Source organism: Streptomyces sp. NPDC005070, from assembly GCF_053600395.1.
This window is the reverse complement of the sequence record NZ_JBSFZS010000001.1, coordinates 127,058-150,033: the sequence shown is the minus strand read 5'-3', so window position 1 is coordinate 150,033 and position 22,976 is coordinate 127,058. Positions and strand designations below refer to the sequence as shown.

At 70.7% G+C, this 22,976-nt stretch carries 21 protein-coding genes and 1 pseudogene; 12 read left to right on the top strand and 10 right to left on the bottom strand.

Annotated features, from left to right (window positions below):
• Positions 1–173: 173 nt before the first annotated feature.
• Positions 174–800 (top strand): HD domain-containing protein, encoded by a 627-nt coding sequence (locus ACWEBX_RS00725; RefSeq protein WP_451882741.1) that lies wholly within the window; start codon positions 174–176, stop codon positions 798–800.
• A 75-nt stretch (positions 801–875) separates the two neighbouring features.
• Here the strand turns inward: ACWEBX_RS00725 and ACWEBX_RS00720 are convergent, their stop codons facing one another.
• Complete coding sequence (locus ACWEBX_RS00720) at positions 876–1,901, bottom strand: alcohol dehydrogenase (RefSeq protein WP_451882740.1); 1,026 nt, start codon at positions 1,899–1,901, stop codon at positions 876–878.
• Positions 1,902–2,128: 227 nt separating this feature from the next.
• On the opposite strand from ACWEBX_RS00720, the gene ACWEBX_RS00715 reads away from it, so the two are divergent.
• From ACWEBX_RS00715 to ACWEBX_RS00695, 5 genes are all read left to right on the top strand, one after another.
• Entirely contained in the window at positions 2,129–2,677 is a 549-nt protein-coding gene (locus tag ACWEBX_RS00715) for a hypothetical protein (protein WP_451882739.1), read from the top strand.
• Positions 2,678–2,797: 120 nt separating this feature from the next.
• The gene (locus ACWEBX_RS00710; protein WP_451882738.1) at positions 2,798–3,415 is read left to right on the top strand and encodes a VOC family protein; all 618 of its coding nucleotides are present in this window, start codon (positions 2,798–2,800) and stop codon (positions 3,413–3,415) included.
• Between the two features lie 70 nt (positions 3,416–3,485).
• Entirely contained in the window at positions 3,486–5,150 is a 1,665-nt protein-coding gene (locus ACWEBX_RS00705; protein WP_451882737.1) for an FAD-dependent oxidoreductase, read from the top strand.
• 412 nt (positions 5,151–5,562) lie between these two features.
• A complete protein-coding gene (locus tag ACWEBX_RS00700; protein WP_451882736.1) occupies positions 5,563–5,985 on the top strand; it encodes a hypothetical protein in 423 nt (140 codons plus the stop codon).
• A gap of 76 nt (positions 5,986–6,061) precedes the next feature.
• Positions 6,062–6,661, top strand: a complete 600-nt coding sequence (locus ACWEBX_RS00695; RefSeq protein WP_451882735.1) for a GOLPH3/VPS74 family protein — start codon at positions 6,062–6,064, stop codon at positions 6,659–6,661.
• A gap of 18 nt (positions 6,662–6,679) precedes the next feature.
• Here the strand turns inward: ACWEBX_RS00695 and ACWEBX_RS00690 are convergent, their stop codons facing one another.
• The 8 genes from ACWEBX_RS00690 to ACWEBX_RS00655 all read right to left on the bottom strand — a co-directional run bounded on the left by ACWEBX_RS00690 (position 6,680) and on the right by ACWEBX_RS00655 (position 16,179).
• Positions 6,680–7,732 (bottom strand): GNAT family N-acetyltransferase, encoded by a 1,053-nt coding sequence (locus ACWEBX_RS00690; protein WP_451882734.1) that lies wholly within the window; start codon positions 7,730–7,732, stop codon positions 6,680–6,682.
• Positions 7,729–9,621, bottom strand: a complete 1,893-nt coding sequence (locus ACWEBX_RS00685) for a DUF4910 domain-containing protein (protein WP_451882733.1) — start codon at positions 9,619–9,621, stop codon at positions 7,729–7,731. The genes ACWEBX_RS00690 and ACWEBX_RS00685 overlap by 4 nt, the downstream gene beginning before the upstream one ends.
• Positions 9,611–11,602 (bottom strand): aminotransferase class I/II-fold pyridoxal phosphate-dependent enzyme, encoded by a 1,992-nt coding sequence (locus tag ACWEBX_RS00680; protein WP_451882732.1) that lies wholly within the window; start codon positions 11,600–11,602, stop codon positions 9,611–9,613. Before ACWEBX_RS00680 ends, ACWEBX_RS00685 begins: the two co-directional genes overlap by 11 nt.
• Positions 11,599–12,819 (bottom strand): hypothetical protein, encoded by a 1,221-nt coding sequence (locus tag ACWEBX_RS00675; protein WP_451882731.1) that lies wholly within the window; start codon positions 12,817–12,819, stop codon positions 11,599–11,601. Before ACWEBX_RS00675 ends, ACWEBX_RS00680 begins: the two co-directional genes overlap by 4 nt.
• A gap of 35 nt (positions 12,820–12,854) precedes the next feature.
• On the bottom strand, positions 12,855–13,940 hold the full coding sequence (locus tag ACWEBX_RS00670) for an alkaline phosphatase family protein (protein WP_451882730.1): 1,086 nt from the start codon (positions 13,938–13,940) through the stop codon (positions 12,855–12,857).
• A gap of 50 nt (positions 13,941–13,990) precedes the next feature.
• Positions 13,991–14,164: a hypothetical protein gene (locus ACWEBX_RS00665; protein WP_451882729.1), complete on the bottom strand. Its 174-nt coding sequence runs from the start codon at positions 14,162–14,164 to the stop codon at positions 13,991–13,993.
• A 205-nt stretch (positions 14,165–14,369) separates the two neighbouring features.
• Positions 14,370–15,182, bottom strand: coding sequence for a metallophosphoesterase family protein (locus tag ACWEBX_RS00660; protein WP_451882728.1), 813 nt, complete (start codon positions 15,180–15,182; stop codon positions 14,370–14,372).
• Positions 15,183–15,366: 184 nt separating this feature from the next.
• Positions 15,367–16,179, bottom strand: a complete 813-nt coding sequence (locus ACWEBX_RS00655) for a hypothetical protein (RefSeq protein ID WP_451882727.1) — start codon at positions 16,177–16,179, stop codon at positions 15,367–15,369.
• A gap of 504 nt (positions 16,180–16,683) precedes the next feature.
• On the opposite strand from ACWEBX_RS00655, the gene ACWEBX_RS00650 reads away from it, so the two are divergent.
• From ACWEBX_RS00650 to ACWEBX_RS00635, 4 genes are read left to right on the top strand one after another with little or no spacing between them, the layout of a single operon-like run.
• A complete protein-coding gene (locus ACWEBX_RS00650) occupies positions 16,684–17,976 on the top strand; it encodes a nucleotidyltransferase family protein (RefSeq protein WP_451882726.1) in 1,293 nt (430 codons plus the stop codon).
• Positions 17,977–18,034: 58 nt separating this feature from the next.
• On the top strand, positions 18,035–19,039 hold the full coding sequence (locus tag ACWEBX_RS00645) for an ABC transporter ATP-binding protein (RefSeq protein ID WP_451882725.1): 1,005 nt from the start codon (positions 18,035–18,037) through the stop codon (positions 19,037–19,039).
• Complete coding sequence (locus ACWEBX_RS00640) at positions 19,036–19,803, top strand: ABC transporter permease (RefSeq protein WP_451882724.1); 768 nt, start codon at positions 19,036–19,038, stop codon at positions 19,801–19,803. The genes ACWEBX_RS00645 and ACWEBX_RS00640 overlap by 4 nt, the downstream gene beginning before the upstream one ends.
• Positions 19,800–20,618 (top strand): ABC transporter permease, encoded by an 819-nt coding sequence (locus ACWEBX_RS00635; protein ID WP_451882723.1) that lies wholly within the window; start codon positions 19,800–19,802, stop codon positions 20,616–20,618. The genes ACWEBX_RS00640 and ACWEBX_RS00635 overlap by 4 nt, the downstream gene beginning before the upstream one ends.
• A 94-nt stretch (positions 20,619–20,712) precedes the next feature.
• Here ACWEBX_RS00635 and ACWEBX_RS00630 read toward each other — a convergent pair whose 3' ends face one another.
• Positions 20,713–21,954, bottom strand: a complete 1,242-nt coding sequence (locus tag ACWEBX_RS00630; protein ID WP_451882722.1) for an RNA-guided endonuclease InsQ/TnpB family protein — start codon at positions 21,952–21,954, stop codon at positions 20,713–20,715.
• A gap of 28 nt (positions 21,955–21,982) precedes the next feature.
• On the opposite strand from ACWEBX_RS00630, the gene ACWEBX_RS00625 reads away from it, so the two are divergent.
• Together ACWEBX_RS00625 and ACWEBX_RS00620 are read left to right on the top strand one after the other, a co-directional pair.
• Positions 21,983–22,144, top strand: coding sequence for an Arc family DNA-binding protein (locus tag ACWEBX_RS00625; protein ID WP_451882721.1), 162 nt, complete (start codon positions 21,983–21,985; stop codon positions 22,142–22,144).
• A gap of 84 nt (positions 22,145–22,228) precedes the next feature.
• A pseudogene (locus ACWEBX_RS00620) lies at positions 22,229–22,790 on the top strand (histidine phosphatase family protein).
• Positions 22,791–22,976 lie beyond the last annotated feature (186 nt).

The window sequence follows — 22,976 nt, the reverse complement described above, 5'->3', positions numbered from 1 at the left end:
ACTGCAAGCGAACGCAAGCAACGCAAGTTCTTGCGTAATGGTACGCAGCTACGAAAGCCGACCGCGCCACGGACCACGACTCATCCCCGCGCGGACCTGGCCCATCGCGGAGCGGCCGTCCCGACAGCGGAATGGGAGCGTCCGGGACAGGAGAGGGAGGCATACTCGGCGGCATGACTGATGACAGCCCCCACGGAGACCTGACCGTGCCGCCCGCCCCCGACACGGCCGCGTGCGCCGCCGCCCTCGAAGTCGCCACCGCGTACTGCTCCCCCGCACTGCTCAACCACTCGGTGCGGTCCTATATGTGGGCCTCGGCGTATGCCGCGCAGCAAGGCATCGAGCACGACGCCGAGCTGCTCTACGTGTCCGCGCTGCTCCACGACATCGGCCTGGTCCCTGAGTTCGACAGTCACACGGTCGACTTCGACGTGGCCGGCGGGCACGTGGCCTGGGTGTTCGCGGCGGGTGCCGGGTGGCCTGCGGAGCGCCGGCGGCGCCTGTCGGAGGTCATCGTCCGGCACATGTGGGACACGGTGGACGTGCGGGAGGACCCGGAGGGCCATCTGCTGGAGCGGGCCACCGGCGTGGACATCTCGGGGCGGCATCTCGACGATTTCGCCGCCGGATTCCAGGCGGACGTGCTGGCCCGGTACCCGCGCGCGGGACTCTCGGAGGAGTTCCTGGCCTGCTTCCGCGACCAGGCCGCCCGCAAGCCGCAGAGCTCACCGGCCGTGTCGGTCCGGGGCGGCTTCGCCGAGCGCGTCCGGGCGAACCCACTGGACCGCCCGGTCGGTTGACCCGTTGGGCCCTGTCCAACTCCCGGCGAGATCGCCCGCTGCTCGGCCTCCGCACCCATCGACGGTCGGCCGGAGTCAGCCGGGTGTGAGCACCATCCGGAAGCGGGCGGCTCCGGAGAGCATCTTCTGGAAGGCCTCGTCGGCGTGGTCCAGCGGTACGGTCTCAGTCATCGGCCGAATGCCATGCAGGACACTGAAGGCCAGGGTGTCCTCCACGTCCTGCGAGGTACCGGACGGATGGCCGCGGACGACACGGCCGCTGAAAAGCAATTGGGCGGGGGTGATGCTCATGGCTGAGGGATCCGCTCCGATGATCACCAGCTCACCTCGCGGTGTCAGGCCTTCCGCGGTCGCACTGATCGCCTGGGCGTTTCCGGCGGTGGCCAGAACGGTCCTCGCACCGCCGAGGGCCTGCAGCGCCTCCGCGACCGGAACGTCCGACGTGCTGTCGATGTAGTGGTGGGCGCCCAGCCTCTTGGCGAACTCCGCCTTCTCAGCGCCGCGGGCGATCGCTACGGTCTCGAAACCCATGGCGAACGCGTACTGGACTCCGAAGTGACCGAGGCCGCCCAGGCCGAGGACGGCGACCAGGTCTCCGGACTCAGCGGGGCTACGTCGCAATCCGTTGAACGTGGTCACACCGGCACATGCCATGGGCCCCGCGTCGGTTGCCGCGAGATCGTCAGGGATTCCGGCGAGCGCGTCGGCGGGCGCGATCATCTTGTCCGCGAAGCCTCCGTCGTAGGTCCAGCCCGGGACTTTCAGGTTTTCGCAGACGATGAAGTCGCCTTGACGGCAGCGTGTGCAGTGGCCGCAGCTACCGCCGAACCAGCCGACCGCCACGCGGTCGCCCACCTGCCACCCCCGCTCGTGCACGCCGTCGCCCAGTTCCTCGATCCGCCCGGCGATCTCGTGTCCGGGCACCTCCGGGAACGAGACACCGGGTAGACGACCCTCGACGAAACTGGCGTCGCTGTGGCAGACACCGCACGCCTCCACGGCGATTCTGACGTGTCCGGGGCCGGGCTGTGGCACCTCTCGCTCGGCGATTTCGAAGGCGCCCCCCGGGGCGGTCACCTGCGCGACTCGGTAGCTGTTCATGGGTCCCTCCGATGGACGTATGCAAGGGCCTGATACCAGCGCAACAGGTCCGGGGCGATCACGCGCGTCGAGCCCCGTCCTGGAGGAGGCCGCCCGCGGACGTTCTCCTCGTGCGCGCGCGTCCCGGCCGCCGGATACTCGATGGGGGATCAATGCCTCCCAACCGCAGTCAGGCGCTGAAGGACATCGACCTTCCTTCCTGGCCCGAGCGATGAGGAGATGGCGTCATGCGCTCCCAAAGGATTCCGCCGACTCCCCTCGAGGCGGTGACGGCCGGCCTGCTGGCCGGGGCGGTGGGAACGGTGTGCCTGGATGCCGTCCATTACCTGAAGTACCGTCGCGCAGGCGGGACGGACAGCCCGCTCGCCTGGGAATTCGCCCCGGTCGAGAGCTGGGATAAGGCCCCTGACCCCGGGCAGGTGGCAAAGCGGGTGATCGAGGGCTTCACTCAGCGTCGGCTTCCTGATGATTCCGCCTGGCTCACGAGCACCGTCGCTCACTGGGCCTACGGATCAGCGGCCGGCGCGGCCTACGGCATCCTGGCCGGATCACTGCCCAGACCCTCCCCCGTGTATGGCGTGCCTTTCGGCGCCATGGTGTTCGCCGGTGACTACGTCGCCTTGCCGATCGCGGGGCTCTACAAGCCGATCTGGCAGTACGACGCCCATAGCGTGGCCTGGGATTTCGGCGCGCACGTCGCCTACGGCACCGGCACCGCGATCGCTTTCTGGCTGCTCAGCCGCCTCGGCATCGGTGCCGTCGGCCAGAGACCGTGAGCCGGCTACCGGGCCCGACGTGGACCGGGCCACGGTCTACCGGATCCCCGGGCGCGGCCGGCGTCCGGCCGTGCGAGTCTCGTCATGTCGGCATCTAGTACGAGAAGCAGAGGAATGCCCATGGATATGAAATTCGAAATCGTGGTGGTGCCAGTGTCCGACATCGACCGGGCCAAGAGCTTTTACACGCGATTGGGCTGGAGGCTGGACGCGGACGTCGCCACGGACGAGACTTTCCGGGTGGTGCAGGTGACGCCGCCGGGCTCGCCGGCGTCGGTCATCTTCGGCTCCTCGGTCACGTCCCAGGCGCCGGGTTCGGCTCAGGGCCTGTACCTGATCGTGGAGGACATCAACGCTGCATACGATGAGCTGAAACGGCTCGGCGCCGAGCCGAGCGAGGTGTTCCACGACGCCGGCGGCGTCTTCCACCACGCCGGAACGGATGCCCGGGTACCCGGGCCGGATCCGCAGCGCACGAGCTACGGCTCGTTCCTGTCCTTCAGTGACCCGGACGGCAACGGCTGGCTCCTGCAGGAGATCACCACTCGGCTCCCGGGACGCCTCGACCCCGCGGCCACGACGTTCGCCTCCGCGGAGGACCTGGCGAGCGCGATGCGCCGCGCCGCGGCCGCGCACGGCGTGCATGAGGCACGCATCGGTGCGGAGGACCCGAACTGGCCGGACTGGTACGCCGAGTACATGGCGCGTGAGCAGGCCGGGACCGAACTGCCGACGTGACCGCGTCTCCGCCGAAGCAGCACTCTCCTGACGGCCACGTTGTTCCCGCCCAGGCGGAAGAAGGCACCCCATGGACAAGCCTGCGCGGGGGGAAAACGTGGAGCGGGCTCCGGTGTCGCGGCTGTCCGGGGACCAGCTCAAGAGGCTGGCGGCTCTCGGATCAGAGTATCCGGCACCCGTCGGCGAGGTTCTCTTTTCGGCAGGTGACCCGTCCTACGACTTCTTCGTCGTTCTGGAGGGAACCGCGGAGGTCATCGATCGGCCAGGTCAGCCGGAAGAGCGGCTCGTCGCGTCATACGGCCACGCGGAGTTCCTGGGTGAGATAGGCATGCTGACGGGCGAGCGCTCACGCTTTTCCGGCGTCATGAAGAGCCCGGGCCGACTGCTGAGGGTGCCGCTGGAGCAGATCCGGACGATCGTCGCGCAAGACAGTGATCTGAGCGAGCTCATCCTTCGGACGTTCCTCGTACGCCGGTCGAACCTTTTGAGAAGGGGTGCGGGCATCACACTCGTCGGTTCCCGCTACGACGAACGATGCCGAGTCCTGCTGCATTCGTTCTCACTCAGCAGGACGGCCGTGGAGTGGCTGGACCTGGAGGATCGGCCAGAGGCCGAGCTGCTGTTGCGAAGGCTCGGGGTACCCCGGACAGACCTTCCCGTCATCGTCATCCCCGGCCGGCCGTTGATGCGCAATCCTCAGCCGGCCGACATCGCTGCGGAGTTCGGAGAGTCGCCGCTCGCAGTCGACGATCAGGAGATGTGCGACCTGCTCGTCGTCGGTGGCGGCCCAGGCGGTCTGGCGGCCGCGGTGTACGGCGCGTCCGAAGGACTGACGACCGCCCTCATCGACGCGGACGCATTCGGCGGTCAAGCCGCCACGTCATCGAGAATTGAGAACTACCTAGGATTCCCGGCTGGTCTGCCCGGTGCCGAATTGGCGGCCCGGGGGACGATCCAGGCGGCAAAGTTCGGAGTGCGGCTTCATCGGAACGCCCGCGCGGCAGCCTTCACCAGCCAGGACGGTATCCACACCGTCACCTGCGACGACGGCCGGACATTCAGCGCTCGCGACGTCATCATCGCCACCGGTGCCAACCACCGGCGCCTGGCCGTGCCCGGCATCGAAGCCTGGGAGAGCAACGGCGTCTACTACACCGCTACGGTTGTCGAGGCGACGTACTCGCGCGGGCGACCTGTCGCAGTGATCGGCGGCGCGAATTCGGCAGGTCAGGCGGCATTGTTCCTGGCCCGGACGTCTGATCCGGTGTACCTCGTGATCCGCGGGGACGACCTTGATCGTTCGATGTCCCGCTACCTGATCGACGCGATCGCCGCCGACCCGAAGGTCCATGTGCGGGTACACACGGAGGTGGTCGGCATTTCCGCCGACTCCGAGGTGACAGGGCTTGATGTGGTGGACCGGGCGAGCGGGCGCCGCTTCGCCCTGACGGTCAGCGCCGTCTTCGTGTTCATCGGTGCCACGCCGTGCACGGAATGGCTCGACGAGCGGCCGGCGATGGATCCCGACGGCTTCCTGTTGACCGGGCAGGACGTCGCCCTCCAGGCGGGCCATCGCATGCCGCTGCCCTTCGAAACCAGCGTGCCCGGGGTGTTCTGCGTCGGTGACGCGCGAAGTGGAAGCGTGAAACGAGTCGCCGCCGCGGTCGGGGAAGGTTCCGCGGCGGTGCGGCTCATCTTCGATCGACGCAGAATCGACGGGGCCGAAGTCCTGTGACAGCCGGCCTGGGACTGGATCGGTGGGGCTGGATCGGTGACCGTCCGGCACCGATGCCGGTTTCCGCCTTCCCGACAGGATGCGCGGCCCGTCGCGGTGATCATTTCCCTTGCGGCGATGCGCACCTCTCTTCACCCCGCGACACCACGTCCGGTCCCGGACACGGTCCGCGACAACACCTCTGGTCCTGGACAGGATCACCCGCGTGCGGGCCAGGAACCTGCTGGTGCGCGGAGCTGGGCGCAGGTGCATTCTGAAAGGTGAGCGTCCCGGTCAGTGAGCCTGCCCAGCAGGCCCATCCATGGCCTCAGCAGGGCCGGGTCTGCGAACCAGCGTCGGCGAAGCGAGCCAGGCACCCGCGAGGTGCGTACCGGCCGACAGACAAGGGTCATCTCGAACCAGGGAGCAGGTCATGCCATCCCTCCACTTCCATGTGAACTCCTCGATGAGCCCAGAGGAGGTGATGGGCGTGCTGACGAACTTCAGCCCCTCCCGTGTCGAGGAGTGGCCCTCCATCGATGCCGAGCACTTCCAGGTCCACGAGCGGGGCGATACCTGGGCGGAGGTGACCGAGGGGAACGACAAGTCGTGGGAGCGCGCACGCTACGAATGGGACCCCTCGGCGAACATGGTCACGGTCACCACGCGGGACTCGGTGCCCTTCGGCTCGGGGGGCTGGCAGTTCCAGATGACTCCCACGGATGACGGCACCCGCGTCGACGTCAGACTGGAACGACACCCCGACTCGTTCGCGTCGAAGATGAAGTCCTCGATCATTCCCTTCGCCGCTCCGGTGTTCCGCAAATCCTTCAAGGAACCCCTGCACACCGTGTAGTCGCGAGGAGGTCGCCGACGACCGGGCGTTGTCGGTGGGGACGCACCGTTGTCGATGTCTCCGAGGGGAGCCGTTCATGACCACGGCGAAGGATCTGTTCATCATCGCCCTGGACCTGAAGCATCCCGTGGGGCAGGGTGACCTGTCCCTCGCGCTCGCGGGAGCCGAGCTGATCGATCTCATCAATGCGGGGGCGGTGTCCGTGGACGGAGACACCATCGTGCCAGGTGGACCGCCGCCGGTGGACGATCGATTCCTGGGTGAGGCTGCGGCAGGTCTCACTCGGCAGGCACCGTACGAGCGGATCGAGGACTGGCTGTGGCGCCGGGGCCGAGACCTCTCGGCCGCATACCAGGCCGCACTGGAGGAGAGCGGTGAGCTGAAGCCGCACCGAAGCAGCCGGTTGTCCTTCGGCTCGGAAAGCCTGGAACCGGTCGATACGCTCGCGCGCCGCCGTGCGGCCGACCGCTGGGACGAGAAGGAACCCGTCCTGACCGCCCTCGTCGCGGTCCTGGGCATCGACGACGAACAATCCGACGACGAGACCGGCCTCGACGACGAGGCCGTGACGATTGTGGTGGCCTCCGTCCACGACGCGGTGATGGAGCTGGAGGCGGTACGCCAGCGGCGGACCATCGAGAACGCGGCCTTCGCCAACGTGTGGCGCGGACCGTGAGCCTGGCACGGCCACCGGTCAGGCCCCGGACGGGGTGACGCAGGCGTACAGGCGTAGGGGTTTCATGCCGTGGCGGGTCTTCATGGGCTCGTTGCTGCGGCCGCCCTCCACCCAGCGCTTGCGCCACTCGATGGCCGTGCGGATTTCCGTGGCCCACAGAAGGTAGTTGGGGCTGAAGCCGTCGAGGGTGGCGTGACTGGCGCCGCCTGCCCACATGTGCAGGCGCTCGTCGTCCAGGAGGACGACCGCGGCCGCCAGCGTCAGGTCACCGCGGTCGACGCGGACCACACGGGCGTTGTCGCCCAGGGCCATGACGAAGTCGCTGAAGGCGCTCTCGGGATACATTCCGGCGCTGCCGTACTTGGCCGCCGTACGGCGGGTGAGGTCGCCGACCGTGCGCAGGAAGTCGGGGCGGGGTGCTTCGACGGCGGTCGTGACACCCGCGTCCGCCGCGCGCCGCAGGTATTGGCGGATCGTACGCCGGGTGCGGGCGCCGAGGGTCGCGAGATAGGAGTCGTACGAGTCGAAGGGGTCTCCCTCCGCACTGTGCAGCGGGAGTTGGAAGCGGGTGACGATCGGGGCCACCCGCCATCCCTTGTCCCGGGCGACGTCGAGAACCGGGTCGCCCTCGGGGACGCTGACCAGCCCCACGGTCAAGGCGCCGTCGGCGGCGGCCAGTTCGCACAGCGCGCCCAGCACGGTCCCCAGAACGCGCGCCCGTTGTGCGCCACCCGTCGCCCGTACCGGCACGCGGGTGTCGTAGCAGTACCAGTTGTGCCCGAGGAGCGCCGGGCCGTCGGCGTCCTCGATGCCGACGGCGCGCAGGAAGCCGTACGGGTCACCCTGCTTCTGGAGGTAGCACGGCAGCACGGCGAGAGTGCGGCCCGCGTCGGCGACCGTCATATAGCGCGCCGCGAGAATCGGGCTCAACGGGCTTGTCTGATAGGCCCGCAGGTACGCGGGGGTGTAGTGCACGGGCGCGGTGTCCGCCGCGGCGACCTGCTCCCACTGGACGGTGTCCACGTCGTCGATGGAGTCGGTGACCGTCACGGTGATGTGCGGCGCGCTCAATTCCCTTCGCCTCCCTCGGCCCGTTCCCCTTCCCCTTCCCCGTCTCCTTCCTTCAGCCAGCCCGCGTCCGCCATCGCGGCCAGGAAGCGTTCCCCGAAGCCCGGCTCCCAGCGGATTCCCGCGTCGAGCCGGGCTGTTCGGACCACGTCCGCCGTGCCGGACACTCCGTCGACGCTCTGAGCCAGGGCCATCGCGGACGCGTAGAACCGGCCCCGGTCCTCGGCGAGGCGGCGTGTGAACCACCGCCGGTCGGACTCGTTCACGGCTCCCATCAGGGCGCGGAGGTTGAAGGGACCCGGCCATGCCCGGCGCAGGAGCGGGCCCCCGTCGCGCTTCACGGGTACGTCGTCCCAGGCCGCCGCGAGGGTGTGGCGCAGACCGTCGAGGAGGGACGCCTGCCGGTCGAGGACGCCGGGGTCGGCGCCGAAGGGCCGCAGGGTGTCCAGCGCGTCGCGTCCGTACCGCGCGTGGCGGGTCAGCAGGGTCGCGGCGAGCGGCTCGTCGTCGGGCGGGAGGCAGGCGGTCATCCGGCGTGCCGTCCAGCGGGTGAGGAGGTGGGCGAGCCGGTCGGCCTCGGGGGCACCTGCCGTCGCGACGACGGCGGCCGCGGACGCGGTGATCGCGGCGGACCTGCGCAGTTCCTGCGGGTCGACCTTGTCCAGCGTGTCGGCGCCGGAGTGGTTGAACCGGTCGGGCCAGTGGCCCAGTTGGACGGAGGGACAGCCGATCGCACGATCGGCGAGGACCGCGTGATCGGAGGCGCCGACGAACGGGGTCGAACGCCAGGCCCACACGTCGCAGCCGACGGCTCCGCTGTAGGAGCGGGCGGCGGCTGGCAGGGCACGCACACAGGCCTCGACCAGGGCGTTGGCGAAGTGCGGGAGGTACTCCGGGCTGCGTTCGACGATCAGCGGACCGCCGCAGCGCCGTTGGTCCTGGCCCACCATGTCGAGGTCGACGGCCATCGTGGGCAGTGGTCCTCCGCCCTCCTCCACGAGCCGGTGGACGTAGGCGGCGAGTCCCACGAACTCGGGTGCCCAGAGGAACCGGACGGTGCGGCGCAGCGGGCGGGCCGCGAGGACGCGCCCGGCCGCGAGGGCGGCGGCGACTCCGGAGGCGTTGTCGTTGGCGCCGGGGGTGGGGTGGCACAGATGGGCGGTGATGAGGCAAGCGTCGGGCGACGGCGGTGACAACGGCGACACCCCGGCGTCTCGTGCCGGGGTTCGGGCGACGACCACCGGCATCCGGGCGGGGGTGGTGTCGACGTCGACGACCACGCGGGCACGCTCGCCCCGGCTGTGGGCGCGGTGCAGTACGTCCATCTGGCCGGGCACCACGCTGAATCCGAACAGGGCGCTGCCGCCAGGCAGTTCGAGGCGCCCCGCACCCTCCTGCCGGCCGGGGCCGGTCGTCACGCAGAAACCGATCGCCCGTTCGTGACGCATCCGGGCGTGGAGCTTCGCGTCGAGTCGTGCGGCCGACGGGACCAGGACCACCGCGCCCGGCGGCCACCCGTCGTCCTGCGCGCGCACGAGAGGCGCTTCGGTGTGCGCGGCGGCCGAGTGGGCAGCGAGGGTGTACGGCTGGGCGGGATAGTCGACGAGCGCGGGCCGGCCGGGGACCGACAGATGCGCGGCGCGCGGGGTCCAGGAGGAGGGCGCGGTGAACGTCCACCACGTGGTGCGGCCGTCGGCGGGAAAGCTCAGCACCTCCACTCCGGCCAGTCCGGCGCGCTCGGCCTCGCCCGCCACGAAGTCGGCCGCGGCGGCGATGCCCGCCGATCCCTGGTAGCGGTCCCACTCGGTGAGCCTGGCGACCCAGCACATCGCCTCGTCTGCGTCGATCCCGTGATGGATCCCGGCGACGAGGTCGGCGAGGCTACCGGGCATCGGCGAACGCGTCGAGGAAGGCGGTCAGACGGGCTTCCGAGAGCGGTACCGCGATCTTGTACAGAGCGCCGTCACGGCGGCCGGAGCCGCCGGAACCGGGATCCTCCCCCGACCTCCCACCGGAACCGGGGCCCTCCCCCGGCCTCCCGCCGAACGCGGTCCCGGAGGCGCGCTCAGCACCGTGAGCGGCCTCCACCGGACCGATCTCCTTCACCCGCACCCCCCGCTTCTCCCACACCACGCTCGCCGCCCCCCGCTCCCCGTCGGCCGTCACCCACGGCAGACAGCCGGATCCCTCGGTGACCGTCAGTCCGGTCCGCCGCAAGGTTCTCGCCACGAGCGGTTTCACCTCCGCGATCCGGGTCCGCAGCGCGTCGAAGACGTCGCCCTGCGCCAACAAGCGGAGAGCGACGGCGAGACCCGCTCCGCCCGCTCCGAGGGGCGGCGTGATCTCGCGCAGCCGCCGTGTCAACTCGGGTCCCGCGAAGGCGAATCCGACCCGGAGGCCGCCACAGCAGTACCCCTTCGACATGCTGCGCAGCACGATCAGGTTCGGGTGTTCGGCGACCGCCGGGACACAGCTCGCGCCGGGCCCGGCGTAGACGGCGTACGCCTCGTCGAGGACGACGGTCGTGCCGCAGGCGCGGGCGATCCCGGCGATCTCCTCCAGCCGCTCCCTTCCGAAGAGGTCTCCGGTGATCGTGGGCCGGTCGAGTACGAGGACCGAGGGGGTGTGCCGGTCGAGATCGGCGGCGAGGTCCTCGAATCGGGTGGTGATCGTCTCGACGCCGAGGCGGGCAGCCCAGCGGGGCAGGTCCGGGTGGCCGCCGGCCAGTCGCAGCACCGGTCCGGGCACGGCCAGCGCCGCGCACGCGTGCAGCAGACCGGTGGCACCCGCCCCGGCGGTCACCATGTCGGGCGCGAGGTCCAGTCCGAAGTGCCCCGACAGGACGGGTGCGGCCCTGTCCGCGGAGTAGGGGTCGGACAGAGGGTAGGCGCGTGAGAGTTCGGCGAGGCCGCCGCCGTCGTACGCGCTCTGGAAAGCGGCGTCGACCCGCGGTCGTACGAACTCGAACTCGTCCGGCGACCAGCGCAGGTCCAGCACGGAGGCGCGGGCCCCGTCCAGCGCGGAGGCGCGGGCCCCGTCCAGCATGGAGGCGCCGGTGTCGTGCCTCCCTTCCCATGCGGTGATCGCCGCCGGGGTGTCAGCCGGGCTCCGGGCGACGAACTGGACATAGCGCGTCGTCGGGGCCGGCTCCCGGCCGACGGCGAAATCACCGTCGACCCGCTCGACGGCGAAACCGGCGCGGATCAGCAGGTCCCGCACCTCGGCCGGCTGGTACATCCGCACGTCGTCGTGGATGACCACGGGCTCCACATCGCCTCGTCGCACTTCGATCTCGCCGGTGCTGCGGCCGGAGGCCATCCGGTACGTACGGCGGAAGTCGGCGCGCAGTCCCTCGGCTTCGAACGTGGCCTCCGGAACGTAGTGTCCGGCGATGGCCAGCACGTTGGAGTGGTCGAGGACCAGCAGTCCGCCCGGGACGAGCACCCGACGGACCTCCTGGAGCAGCCGCAGTTGCTGGGCGTCACTCCCCCACCCGAACGACTGGACACAGACGACGGCGTCGAACTCTTCGACGGGCCAAGGCAGTTCGCGCAGCAGGTCGATGCGCAGCCAGTTGACCCGGACGCCCGCCGCGGCGGCCTCGGCCTCGGCGCGCCCGAGCGCCCATCCCCCGGAGTCGACCCCGGTGACGCCGAACCCCCGCGCGGCGAGCGCGACGGCGTGGCGACCGGTGCCGCAACCCAGGTCGAGGACGCGGCGTCCGGGTGCCGAGGTCTCGAGGACGGCGGCGAGGTATCCGGCCTCGGCCGCGGTGCGTTCGGGCGTGTACTCGTGGTCCGCGACGGCCCAGAAGTCCTCCCCGAAGAAGGTGAGATACCAGGGAGGACCGTCCTGGCGGCGGGCATCGCTCACAGGGCGTCCGCCCGCAACGCCTCCTGGCGGTGCAGGAATCCGCACACGTCGCACAGGCCGGCGGGGTTGGCCACGCCCTCCTGGAGCACATACCGGCCCTCGCAGACCCGGCACAGGTCGTCGACCAGGGGAAGCAGTGTGCGCTGGACGTTCTCGAAGGCGTTGAAGAGGTAGTAGTCGATGCCCGGCCACAGGTCGTAGAGGTGGTCGGCCACGGCGTAGGCGAGGGAGCGTTCGTCGGAGCCGGTGGTGAACCGGCCCGGTGCTCCCTGGCGGTTGAGGCCGGGTGCGACGAGCTCCAGGTAGAGGGTGAGTTCCTTCTTGGTGATGCGGTACAGCGGGAACACGTAACGCAGGGAGCCGAGTTCACGGACCGGGATGCCGCCCATCCGGTAGCCGGTGGTGAACCAGGTGACCATGCTGGCCACCAGGTCGTCGGCGTTGAAGCCGAACGCGACGACCGGGGCGCCCCGGCGTTCGGCTTCCTGTTCCAGCATGCGGCGCAGGACCTGATGGCCGATGACCATGTTCATGTTGCGGTGTTCGCCGGCGACGACCTTGTTCATGACGTCGACGAAGGGCTCGCGCAGCTTGAACACCTCGGCCACGTCGTCGGCGGTGACGACGACGTGATCCACGCCGAGGCCCGCGCAGGCGTCCAGGGCGGTGCGGAAGGTGGCGGGTTCGTCCCAGTCGGGCAGTCCGGTGATGGTCACGGCGGTCATGTCGACCTCGGGCCAGCGGCCGCGGGTGCGTTCGAGGAGCTTGAGGTAGGCGACGCTGTCCCGGCCGCCGGAGAGCCCGATGACGACCCGGTCCCCCGCCCGCATGGTGGCGCCGGCGGCGATGCTCTGGACGAACGTCTCCTCTACGTACGTCACGAAGGTCTCCGCCGTGAACTGCTCGGTGCGCCGTTCCAGGGTGCCGCCGTGGTCGAAGAGAACGGACTTGGCGTAGACGGGGTCCGGCGCGGCGTAGACGTGCTCCTTGGGCCGACGCAGTACGTCGAGGTCGTAATGGCGTACTTGGCGTACCTCGATGACGTCGTCGGTTCCGACGACGGCCGTGGCCTCGGGGATCACCTCCCCGTCGCGATGGGCGAGCACGGCGTTAGCCGGGATTCCGTGGAGGCGCAGCACGTCCAGGAGGGGCTGTCCCGGTGTCGCGTGGAGGGTCTCCGAACCACCGGTCTTGTTGCGGAACACGACCGTGCTCACGGGTTCTCCTATCGTGTCGTGTGGTTCCGGGGGGATCAGGGCAGGGCGGGGGCGGCTTCTGGTGCGGGGTTCCAGGCGGCCAGCGGTACGAGCGTCTCGCCGTCGGAGATGGATCCGTGCTCCCAGGTCACCGTGGGGTCGGGGACGGGGAAGTGGGGGGAGGTGGCCAGGGCGACGACCTCGCCGATGCGGGCGCGGACGACGGGTGTCGCGGGCAGCAGTCCCCGTGCGTGGAGTTCGTCCGGGGTGAGGACGAGGGCGTGGTCCCCCAGCGTGTCGCGCAGTAGGTCGGCCACGGTTTCCTCGCGCCCGGGGAGCGGATGGAGCCAGCGGACGCGGCCGGCGCCGCCGCCGGGCATGCGGCAGTGGGCGGGGGCGTCGAGCCGTGCCCATGCTTCGGCGAGGGCCGGGTCGGGGGTCACCTCCACCTGGCCGTGGTCGGCGTGGGCGAGGACGCTCCAGCCGGTGTCGGCCCAGCGGGCGGCCGCGGTGTCGAGCAGCGACAGCGCCTCTCGCAGCCGGGAGTCGTAGCCGGACCGGTGGATGTGGTCGTCGAGGTTCACGTAGGCCCACACCAGCGGCGGGGCGTCGTAGGCGCGCGCGAGGACGGCCTCGACCTCGCGCACGGTCCGCTCGGCCACGCTCACCGGGTCGATGACGGGGGTCGCTGCGGCGGCCGGCGACGGCACGATCCGGGCGCCGTGCAGCAACGCGGCCACCCACGGACCGGTCAGGCGCTCCAGTTCCGCGCCGATCGCCAGGGCGGGCCGGCCCGACGCGGCCGCGCGGTCGAAGAGCGTGGGTGCCGCGTGGAGCAGCGTGTTGCCGGGCGTTCGCCGGGAACCGAAGGCGTACGTGTCCCCGGTGACGAGGTGGGTGACGCAGTCGGCTCCGGGTGCGCGGTAGACCATGCCGACGGCGCCGTGGACGCCGGGATCGGTGCCGGTGACCGCGGTGAGCCAGGCTGTCGTCGACGTGCTCGGGAAGGTGGAGCGCAGTGGCCGGGTGTGTGCGTGGCGGAACGCGGACTCGGCCACTTCGAGCGACAGGCCGTCGACCGCCAGGACGCACAGCCCCCGAGAAGCGGCGCGCAGGGCGCCCGCGACGACTTCGGTGACCACGCGCAGGTCGGCGGACGCTGTCGACTGTCCGCCGACGCGCGACGCCGTGCTCAGAAGTTCGGCACGCAGTCGGTGCAGGTGGTGCGGAACTTGACGATGTGCGCGGCCTGCCGGTCCGTGATCATGCGTTCGACCAGGCGGGGCAGCAGCATGACGGGCGCCGGGGTCGACGTCCGCGTCGCCTCGGTGGGTGCTTTCGCGGTGGGAAGTGGAGCTGTTCGCATGGATTCCTCCTGCCGGGAACGGTGCCAGAGAAACGTGCCAAACAACTTGCCAATTTTGCATGCACAGGTCAGCACACCGCGAGCTCGCATGTCAACGTCATGCCGGGAATCCGCGGTCAACTCGCCTTTTGTTTCCCGAATTTGACGGAACGAGAAATTCCGTCGACCGCGCGGGCCTCTTGTGGATCAGCGAATTCCTTGCGGATCAATTGACGAAGATCAGCTTCTCAGCCTCCACGACGATCTTTTCCGGATCGGGCGCGTTCGTCAGGGTGTCCGCGTAGCGTTCCGAGTCCGGGTCGGCGACGCGGTGGGCACGCGCGACGGCGTCCTCGACGTCGTAGCGCGTGGTCCTGAGCCGGACGTCGGGGCCCAGCAGCGCCCAGTACGCGGTGCCCGGCTCACCCGTGTGGTACGGCAGCCCGACACTGCCGGGGTTCACGCTGCGCAGGCCCGCCACGGCGCGGTCGAACTGAAGGTGCGAGTGCCCGGTGACCAGGACCCGCGCGTCGATGGCCGCCGACAGCTCGGCGAACCGCTCCGGCGGTGTCCCCGGCGTGACCAACTCGTGGTCGCTGCGCGGCGAACCGTGGCAGAAGTGCACGGGACCGAGCCCGTCGATCTCGACGACGAGACCGAAGGGGAGCCGGCCGAGGAAGGCGATGGCCTCGGGCGAGTGCTGCGCGGCGATCCACGACTGACGCGGGGTGTCGGCGGTCCGCGCGGCCGTGCCGATCTGGGCGGCATAGCGGTCGGCGTTGCCCCGCAGGCACAGGGCGCGTTCGCCCAGCGCGACGATCCGTTCGTACGTCTCCTGCGGCTGCGGCCCCCACGTCAGATCGCCGCACAGGACGACGAAGTCGGCGGCGGCGACGTCCGGTTCGGCGAGCACCGCGTCGAAGGCGGGGATGTTGGCGTGCACATCGGAGAGCACGGCGACGCGGGCCGCCGGCCCGTACCGGCGTGGCGGTCCCTCCCAGTTCGCGGGACCGTGCAGTTCGATGTCGGCGTCGGTCATCGGGACCGTTCCTCCTGGCGGCTGGGGGTTTCTCGGTCGGGCGGGGGCTGTGCGTCCAGGACTCGGGGCCGGGCCCGTGCGTTCAGGGATCGGACCGGGCCTGCGTGTGCGGGGCTCGGACCGGGCCGTGCGTTCGGGGCTCGGGCAGGCCTGTGCGTTCAGCCGCCGGGCGGGGCCCGCGCGTTCAGCGGTCCGCCACGGTGGTGGCCGGGGGCCCGGCCGGGCGGAGAGCGCGGGGGTGGCTGGGGCGAGTGCCGGGCGGCGGCCCGATCAGCGGCCGGCCCTCGGAGGGGAGGCCCTCCACCAGTTCCGCGGCGATCACGATGCGGTCCCACAGCGGAAGCCCGTCCGCGTCCGCGGCGAGCTGTTCCACCCGGGCCAGCAGCGATTGCGGGTCGGCCGGGCGGCGCGAGGTGTCACCCGAGGGCTCACGCCCGGTGGAAGTACCGGAGGGCGCCGGCCGGCTGAGGGAGTGGGCCGGGTGAATGGCGTACAACTCGCCTGCCAGTGTGGCTGGATCGGCCGCACCGGGCGGCGACACGTCGGCGGCCAGCAGGGAGAGTGCCTGTTCCCGTCGCCGGGGCAGCAGGACACCCAGCTCGCGGATCAGGTCGGCCGGATCGTCGGGAGCGTGCAGGAAGTTGAGGCACATCAGCTCGCATCCGAGGGTCCCGCGCAGTGAACCGCCGTCCACCGAGCGGTTCTTGGACGACCCCTTCAGCTCGGCGAGCCGTTCCGCCGCGGTCGTCCCGGTGCGTTCGGGACCCCGGGTGTCGCGGAGCGCGACGAAGAGACAGGGGGGTCCTGACTCGAGAATCATGTCCACGGCCCGGATGACGGCCAGGGGCGCCGCGTTGATCTGGTAGCGCCACAGCTCCCGGCACACCCGTGCGTCGACCCGCACGGTCAGAGCGCCGAGGGGTTCGAAGCCGTGCCCTGCCAGGAAGGCGAGCGCGGGCTCGACCCGCCGCCCGACGACGGCGTCGGGCTTGAACATCACGAAAGTCGACCGCAGCAGTGCGCGGTCCGCCCTTTCCGTCTCCCAACCGTCCAGCAAGGCCGCCATTTCCCGGAAATAGACGTCGTCGGGATAGGTGCGGCGCCTTACCGGATCATGAGTGAGGGGCGTCCTCAACCACGCGTGGACCGTCATGCTCCTCCGGCATTCCGCTCGTCCGCCGGGCCCGGGACGGCACCCGTACGGCACGCCAAGTCCGCTGTATGCAAAGCAAGTTGCATCATTGTCATGCACCATTCGAGGGCAATACGCTGAGGCTACTTTCCATGACCGACCACATCAAGGAGGGTCCCATGAGTGTCGCCTTCAAGCAGGTCAAGGTCCGCCCGAAGCCGGGCAAGTAGTCGTCCGTCGAATGCGATCGGGATCCGGATCCGGGCCTGTTCGCCCTCCAGCGGTCCTGATCGCATTCCTCCTCGGCCACCGCGGAGTCCCCCGGCCCGAGGGCCCCGTCCACCTTCGTGCACCGCGGCGGAGCCTGCGTTGACAGACGCACTGACCGGAACAGCGACGGACGCGGAGGTGACGACCGCGACCGTCCTCGCCCTGCTGGACGCCGGGCCGACGGCCTCGCGCGAGGCCGTGTTGCGAACCGCCCGCGACGGCCGCCACAAGCTCGCCGCGACCCTGCTGAGCCTGTGGGCCGAGGACGGCGAAACGCTCACCGAGGCGGAGACGGCCGAACTGCGCCTGCACCGGGAACGCGTCGACCACTACCGCCGCATCTGGTCCAGGCTGCGGACGGCAGCACCCGGCATCTTCCTCCTCAAGGGCATGACGATCGCCGGCCTCTACCCGCCGAGGGTGCTCCGCGCGGCCGGTGATCTCGACGTCGTCTGCCCGGGCCACGCGGACCTGTGGAGCTGCGCACAACAACTGACGGCGACAGGATGGGAGTTGGCGGCATTCACGGTCAGCCCCGCCAGGACCGGCGACTCCGTGGCCCTGCATCTGGGAGCCGAGTTCCGCAGCCCAGCGCCCGAGCGCTCCCCCGACCCCTACGCCGTCGGCCTGTTCACCGCGGAGATCGTTACCGAGGTACGTGCCCCGGCCTGGCAGCTCACCCGCCCCTCCCGCTCTCCTCTGGCCGTCTGTGCGGTCGCCCTGGTGGCGGAACGGTGGGAACGCCCTTTCCGCAGCCGCGACCTGCTCGACCTGGCGCTGCTGCTCCAGCGCCTCGACGACACAGGCGTACGGCAGTTGCTTACCGACCTCGCCAGGACCGGTCTGTGGCCGGAGTGGCGGGAAGCCCGGCGCGCCATGGCCCGGCTGGGCTGGCGTCCCGCCGTGACGCCGCCCCCCACCCGGGCCGCCGCCGTAGGCGCTCGGCTGCTGCGGGCGATGCGCACCGCGGCGCTTTGGAGCAGCCCGGTCCGGGCGCCCGCCCTGATCGCCCAGCCGGGCATCGAGGGCGCAGGCGGCCGTCTCGCGGAACTCGCCTCCGACCTGGCCCACCGCGGCATCGGCGCACGGCGACTGCTCGGCGCGGGGTTGCCGCTGTTCGGTGTACCTCTGGACGACGAACCGGCCGACCGGCTGCGGCTGGACGACGTCGGACGTCATCTCGTCGCACGGACCCCGCTCGGCTCGTTCCTGCTGGTGTCCGGAGCCGCCCGGCAGGAATGGCTGGACGAGGCGGCGGGCGGCGGCCCGGCCGTCGAGGAGCCCGGCGGGCCGGTCGCCGGGGAGCCCGGCGCCGACAAGGCTCGTGTGGAGCCCGGCGCGAACAAAGCTGTCGAGGAGCCCGGCTCGACCTCGGTGGAGCCCGGCACGTGATCCTTCCGTGCCGAACGGCAGACACCGGTCCGACGACCCCCACGGGAACGGGAGCGTGATGACGGACAGCGGAAACGGCGGAGGTGGCCTCGCCCGTCCGGGCAACGGCGAACCGGCCGTGGAGACAAGCGGATTGCGGCGCGAGTACCGCACACGGCGCGGCCCGGCCGTCGTCGCGCTCGACGACGTCTCGGTCACCGTGGAGCAGGGCGAGGTGCACGGACTCCTCGGGCCCAACGGGGCGGGCAAGAGCACCCTGATGAAGATCCTCTCCACGGTACTGCTGCCGACCTCGGGAACCGGCCGGGTGCTCGGCTACGACCTCGCGACAGAACACCGTCGGATCCGGCCCCTGCTCGGCATCGTCTTCGGCGGCGAACGCGGCCTCTACCCACGCCTGACAGCACGTCAAAATTTGCGCTACTGGGCCGCCTTGTACGGTCTGACGACCCGGGACGGCGTCACCCGGACCGACGCGCTGCTCGACGAACTCGGGCTCGCCGAGCGCGCCGACGACCGGGTGGAGACCTTCTCCGTGGGCATGCGCCAGCGGCTCCACCTCGCGCGCGGCATCATCGGCGACCCCCGCGTCCTGCTCCTCGACGAGCCTACCAACGGCCTGGACCCGCTGGCCGCACGGCAGTTGCGCGAACTCGTCCGGCGGCTCGCGGGCGAGGGACGTACCGTACTGCTCGCCACGCACGACCTGTCCGAGGCCGAAGTGCTCTGCGACCGCGTCACCATGATCAACCACGGGCGGGTGGTCGCCGCGGAGGCACCGAGGACGCTCGCCCGCCTCGTCGCGCGCCAGGATCGTGTACGGATCCGAGCCGAGGAAGCCCTGGTCGCCCAGATGCGCGCGCTCCCGGGAATCCTCGGTACGGAACCCGCCGACGACGGGACCACGCTCGTCACGGTCGAGAACAAGGAAGCCGTGGGCCGTGTCCTCGCCTTCGTCGTCGAGCGGGGCGTGACCGAGGTCCGCACCGAACTGCCCGGCCTCGAGGAGGTCTACCTGCGACTCGTGCACCGCGACGAGACGCGCAGTGTGGTGAACCGGTGAGCCTGCTCGCGGCGGCCGGCCGGTTCCAGGGACGCCTGGTGCTCACCCACCGCGACTACCTCATCGACCTGGTGCGTACGCCGCTGCTCGCCGCGGTGTTCCTGCTCCTGATCCGGCACAACGAACGCCCCGACCTCCTCGCCAACGGTCTGCTCGCCCCCGTATTGATGGGCGTGTGGAGCATGGCCATGCTGATCTCCGGGGAGGTCGTGGACAACGACCGCTGGCTCGGCACGCTGGAGCTCCAGATCGCCGCGCCGGTCGACTTCGCCCGAGTGGTCCTCAGCCGGGTCTGGGTGAGCACCGCGATCAGCCTGCTGACGGTCCTGGAGGTCGCGGCCGTCGCGATCCTCGGCTTCGGCACCGTCCCCCACGTACCGCATCCCGGCGTCTTCGCCCTGGCGCTCCTGGCCACCGCCGTCGCCACCGCGGGCACCGCCACGTTGATGGCCGCCCTGTTCGTCGCGACCCGGACGGCCCGCACCTTCCAGAACTCCCTGAGCTACCCCGTCCTGCTGCTCGGCGGGGTGTTCACCCCGCTCGACCGGCTGCCGGAGTGGACCCATCCCGTCGGCCGCCTCATCTATCTCTCCTGGAGCTCCGACCTGCTGCGCGACGCACTCGGCCCGGCGACGGTCACCTCCGTCGCGTGGCGCACCGGCGTCATCCTCGGGCTCGGCCTCCTCACCGGGGCCGGCGGATGGTTCCTCCTCGGCCGGGTCGTACGGCTCGTACGCGAGAACGGGACGGTGGGGCTGCGATGAGCCGCACCACGTACGGCATCCGGACAGGCCGTCGCACACGGGTGCTGGGCTGGGCGGCACGCGCCGGCGCCGCCGACTACGGCACCGTGTTCACCTGGAAGACCTGGCTGCTCGGCTGGTTCGTCCGGATGCTCGCCCAGGTCCTGTTCTTCGCCACCATCGGCAATCTGCTCGGGCCGGGGCAGGCCCGCTATCTCCTGGTCGGCAACGCGGTGGCGCTCGTCGCGCTGCACGGCATGTTCGCGACCGCGTCCACCACCTGGGAGCTGCAGAACGGCACTCTTCCCCTGCTGGTCGCCTCGCCCAGCAGTCCCGCGCTCGTCCTGGTCGGGCGGAGCCTCTTCTGGCTGCCGGACGGGGTGGCCTGCGGGCTGGGCGCCGTTCTCCTCCTCGGTCCCGTGGCGGGACTGAGCCTGAGTGTGGCATCGGTGGCTCTGCTCTCCGCCCTGCTGATCCTCGTCGCGGTGACGAGCTATTGTCTGGGCCTCTTCCTCGGATCCCTGGTACTGACCGCTGTCGACCTGCGCAACGTCGTGTCCAACGCGGCGTTCACCGTGATGCTGATCGTCTGCGGCCCTGAGGTGCCCGCGAACGCTGTCGCCCCCGTCCTCGCCGGGTTCGGCCGAGTACTGCCCCTCACCCACGGATTGCTGGCGATCCGGGAGGTACTGGCGGGCGAGGCGGGCGCGCACACCGCCGCCCTGGCCGGCTGGGAGACACTGATCGGCGCGTGCTGGCTGGCGGCGGCGCTGACCGTACTGGGCCTGCGGGCCCGGAGGAGCCGGCGGGACGGGGCGGCCCTCTTCCTGACGTGATGGCCGCTCGGCCGGAAACATGCGGTCGCTTCCTCAAGATCGGATAGCGTGCGCGGCCGGCCATGGGCGAACTGATATTGACATCCTCCCCGCCCTAAAGGACGGGGATTCCTGGCTCACGTTGGCTGGGGACCAGCGGTCCGCCAGCTCTTACACGATCAGCACCAGCCGGGTTGAGACCAGCCCGGACGAGCATCACGCGGGCGGAGTTCTTGTCCCTGGGGGACACGGTTCCGCATGCGGTGCACGTATATGTTCGTTCAGAGAGGGGCAGTGCGTGCTTGGTTCTCGCTCCGCACGATGCGCAGTCCATGGTGGTGTGCGCGGGGTTGACCAGGTGGACGGTCCGGCGGTGCTTGCGGGCCATCTCGACTAGCGCAGTCTTGGTGGCGCCGATGGCGGCGTCGGCCGCTTTGCGGGCCATGGTGGACTTGGCGAGAAACTTTGGGCGAAAGTCCTCGACGGCCAGGTCGTCGTGGTCGCGAACCACAGCTTTGGCCCACTTGCGGCCGGTGTCCTGACGCTGCCTGGCGATCTTCTTGGACACCTTCGCCGCCGCTGTACGGGCCTTGCGGTATCCGGCGGTGTCGGGCCGGTTCTGGGGCGTGCGGCGGCGGGCCATCTGCCGCTGGTAGCGGGCCAGTCTCACCGCCGCGGTCCTGCCGTGCTGCGGGTGGGGCAGGTCGTGGGCGTCGCTGGTGGTGGTCGCGGTCTCCTTCACGCCCCAGTCGATGCCGATGGCGCGTCCGGTAGCGGGCAGCGGCTCGGGGGCCCTCTCCACGACGAACGAGGCATACCAGTGGCCGAGGCTGTCCCGGTACACACGCACGGACGTCGGGTCTGTGGGCAGGTCACGGGACCACACCACGGTCAGAGAGATCACGCCCGCCACATGCAGGCGCCCGTGCCTGATGCGGAAGCCGCGCCGTGTGTAGTTCAGGCTGGGCAGCGCCTGCCGCTTGCGTTTGATCCTCGGCATCCCGGCACGCTGCCGCTGCGGCAGCCTGGCCTTGATGTCCTTGAGCGCCTTCGCCCGCGACTTCGCGAAGTCGCGGATCATCTGCTGCTGCGGGACCGAGCTGCCCTCGCGCAGCCATCTCATCGCGGCACGAGCCTCGGTCAGCATCTTGTCGAGCTGCGCCGGACCGCACATCGTCTTCTCGACGATGTCCCGGTTCAGGCCGTGGACCTTACGGGACATCGCCACGCACTCGTTCCACACCCACCGGCAGCGCGCCCACTCGGCCTCCAGGCCGGCAAGCGCGGTGGACGACACGCGAAGCCGGTAGGTGTACCGGGCGTGCCCGGCCTCTCCCGCAACCCCTGGTGTCGCCATAGTGTCACCATACCACTACTCTGAGTGCATGAATCATGAAGAAACTCGCATCACGCTCCGCCTGCCAGCAGACCTCCACCGGTGGCTCACCGAGCAGGCCAAGGCCAACCGGCGATCCCTCAACGCCGAACTCGTCCACCGCCTGGAGGGCGACTACCGCGCCGTCGTAGCGGACGCCGAATCGCCCTGACGGCGACTCGGCTCCTCCTGCCCTGCTCCGCAGGAGTCCGATTCCTCCCCAGCCTGAAGGCCGGGGCATCCTCGGAGGACACCGGTGATCAGACACGGTCAGACCGAATGGAGCCTGTCGGGCCGGCACGCCGGTCGTACCGACGTCCCGCTGACGGACGCGGGCGAGGCCGCGGCGAAGGCACTCGCTCCGAGGGTGGCCCGACGCCCCCTGGTCGCCGTGTTCAGCAGCCCGTTGAGCCGCGCCACACGAACCGCCGCACTGGCGGGCCTGACGGGTGTCGAGCCCGATCGAGTGGGACTACGGCGGGTACGAAGGTCTGACCGCGGCGCAGATCCGGGAGCGGCGGCCGGGTTGGGACCTGTGGCGGGACGGGGTCCTTCCCGGCGACGCAGACCATCCCGGCGAGCGGATCGAGCAGGTGGCCGCGCGTACGGACGCGGTGCTGGACCGGATCCGGCCGCTGCTGTGCGACGGCGATGTCGCCGTCGTCGCGCACGGTCATCTGGCGCGCGTACTGGCCGTGCGCTGGCTCGGCCTCGACGCCTCCGCCGCCCGCCTGCTCGGCCATCCGCATCCCGGCACGCTCAGCTTCCTGGCCACCGAGGACGAACAGCCGTTCATCGCCGCCTGGAACGTTCCTTAGCCCGAGCCCCATGCCCTCGGCCGGCGGTGAGAGGCACCGGAAGCGCTGCGGCGCTCCCGGCGACCACCGGGAAAGGTTCGGCCGCGCGGGGCGGTGCGGCGGCGGTACGAAGGTCGACTGTGCGGGCGGTGCGGCGGCGGTACGAAGGTCGCGACCGTGCGGGCCCGGCGGCGCGTACGGGTGCCG

Bases quoted from the DNA above. Each gene is read 5' to 3' on its own strand.
- ACWEBX_RS00665 (WP_451882729.1), bottom strand. From the start codon at position 14,164: ATGCGAACAGCTCCACTTCCCACCGCGAAAGCACCCACCGAGGCGACG.
- ACWEBX_RS00685 (WP_451882733.1), bottom strand. From the start codon at position 9,621: ATGCCCGGTAGCCTCGCCGACCTCGTCGCCGGGATCCATCACGGGATC.
- ACWEBX_RS00700 (WP_451882736.1), top strand. From the start codon at position 5,563: ATGCCATCCCTCCACTTCCATGTGAACTCCTCGATGAGCCCAGAGGAG.
- ACWEBX_RS00645 (WP_451882725.1), top strand. From the start codon at position 18,035: ATGACGGACAGCGGAAACGGCGGAGGTGGCCTCGCCCGTCCGGGCAAC.
- ACWEBX_RS00655 (WP_451882727.1), bottom strand. From the start codon at position 16,179: ATGTTCAAGCCCGACGCCGTCGTCGGGCGGCGGGTCGAGCCCGCGCTC.
- ACWEBX_RS00635 (WP_451882723.1), top strand. From the start codon at position 19,800: ATGAGCCGCACCACGTACGGCATCCGGACAGGCCGTCGCACACGGGTG.
- ACWEBX_RS00725 (WP_451882741.1), top strand. From the start codon at position 174: ATGACTGATGACAGCCCCCACGGAGACCTGACCGTGCCGCCCGCCCCC.
- ACWEBX_RS00660 (WP_451882728.1), bottom strand. From the start codon at position 15,182: ATGACCGACGCCGACATCGAACTGCACGGTCCCGCGAACTGGGAGGGA.
- ACWEBX_RS00710 (WP_451882738.1), top strand. From the start codon at position 2,798: ATGGATATGAAATTCGAAATCGTGGTGGTGCCAGTGTCCGACATCGAC.
- ACWEBX_RS00695 (WP_451882735.1), top strand. From the start codon at position 6,062: ATGACCACGGCGAAGGATCTGTTCATCATCGCCCTGGACCTGAAGCAT.
- ACWEBX_RS00705 (WP_451882737.1), top strand. From the start codon at position 3,486: ATGGACAAGCCTGCGCGGGGGGAAAACGTGGAGCGGGCTCCGGTGTCG.
- ACWEBX_RS00625 (WP_451882721.1), top strand. From the start codon at position 21,983: ATGAATCATGAAGAAACTCGCATCACGCTCCGCCTGCCAGCAGACCTC.
- ACWEBX_RS00720 (WP_451882740.1), bottom strand. From the start codon at position 1,901: ATGAACAGCTACCGAGTCGCGCAGGTGACCGCCCCGGGGGGCGCCTTC.
- ACWEBX_RS00715 (WP_451882739.1), top strand. From the start codon at position 2,129: ATGCGCTCCCAAAGGATTCCGCCGACTCCCCTCGAGGCGGTGACGGCC.
- ACWEBX_RS00630 (WP_451882722.1), bottom strand. From the start codon at position 21,954: ATGGCGACACCAGGGGTTGCGGGAGAGGCCGGGCACGCCCGGTACACC.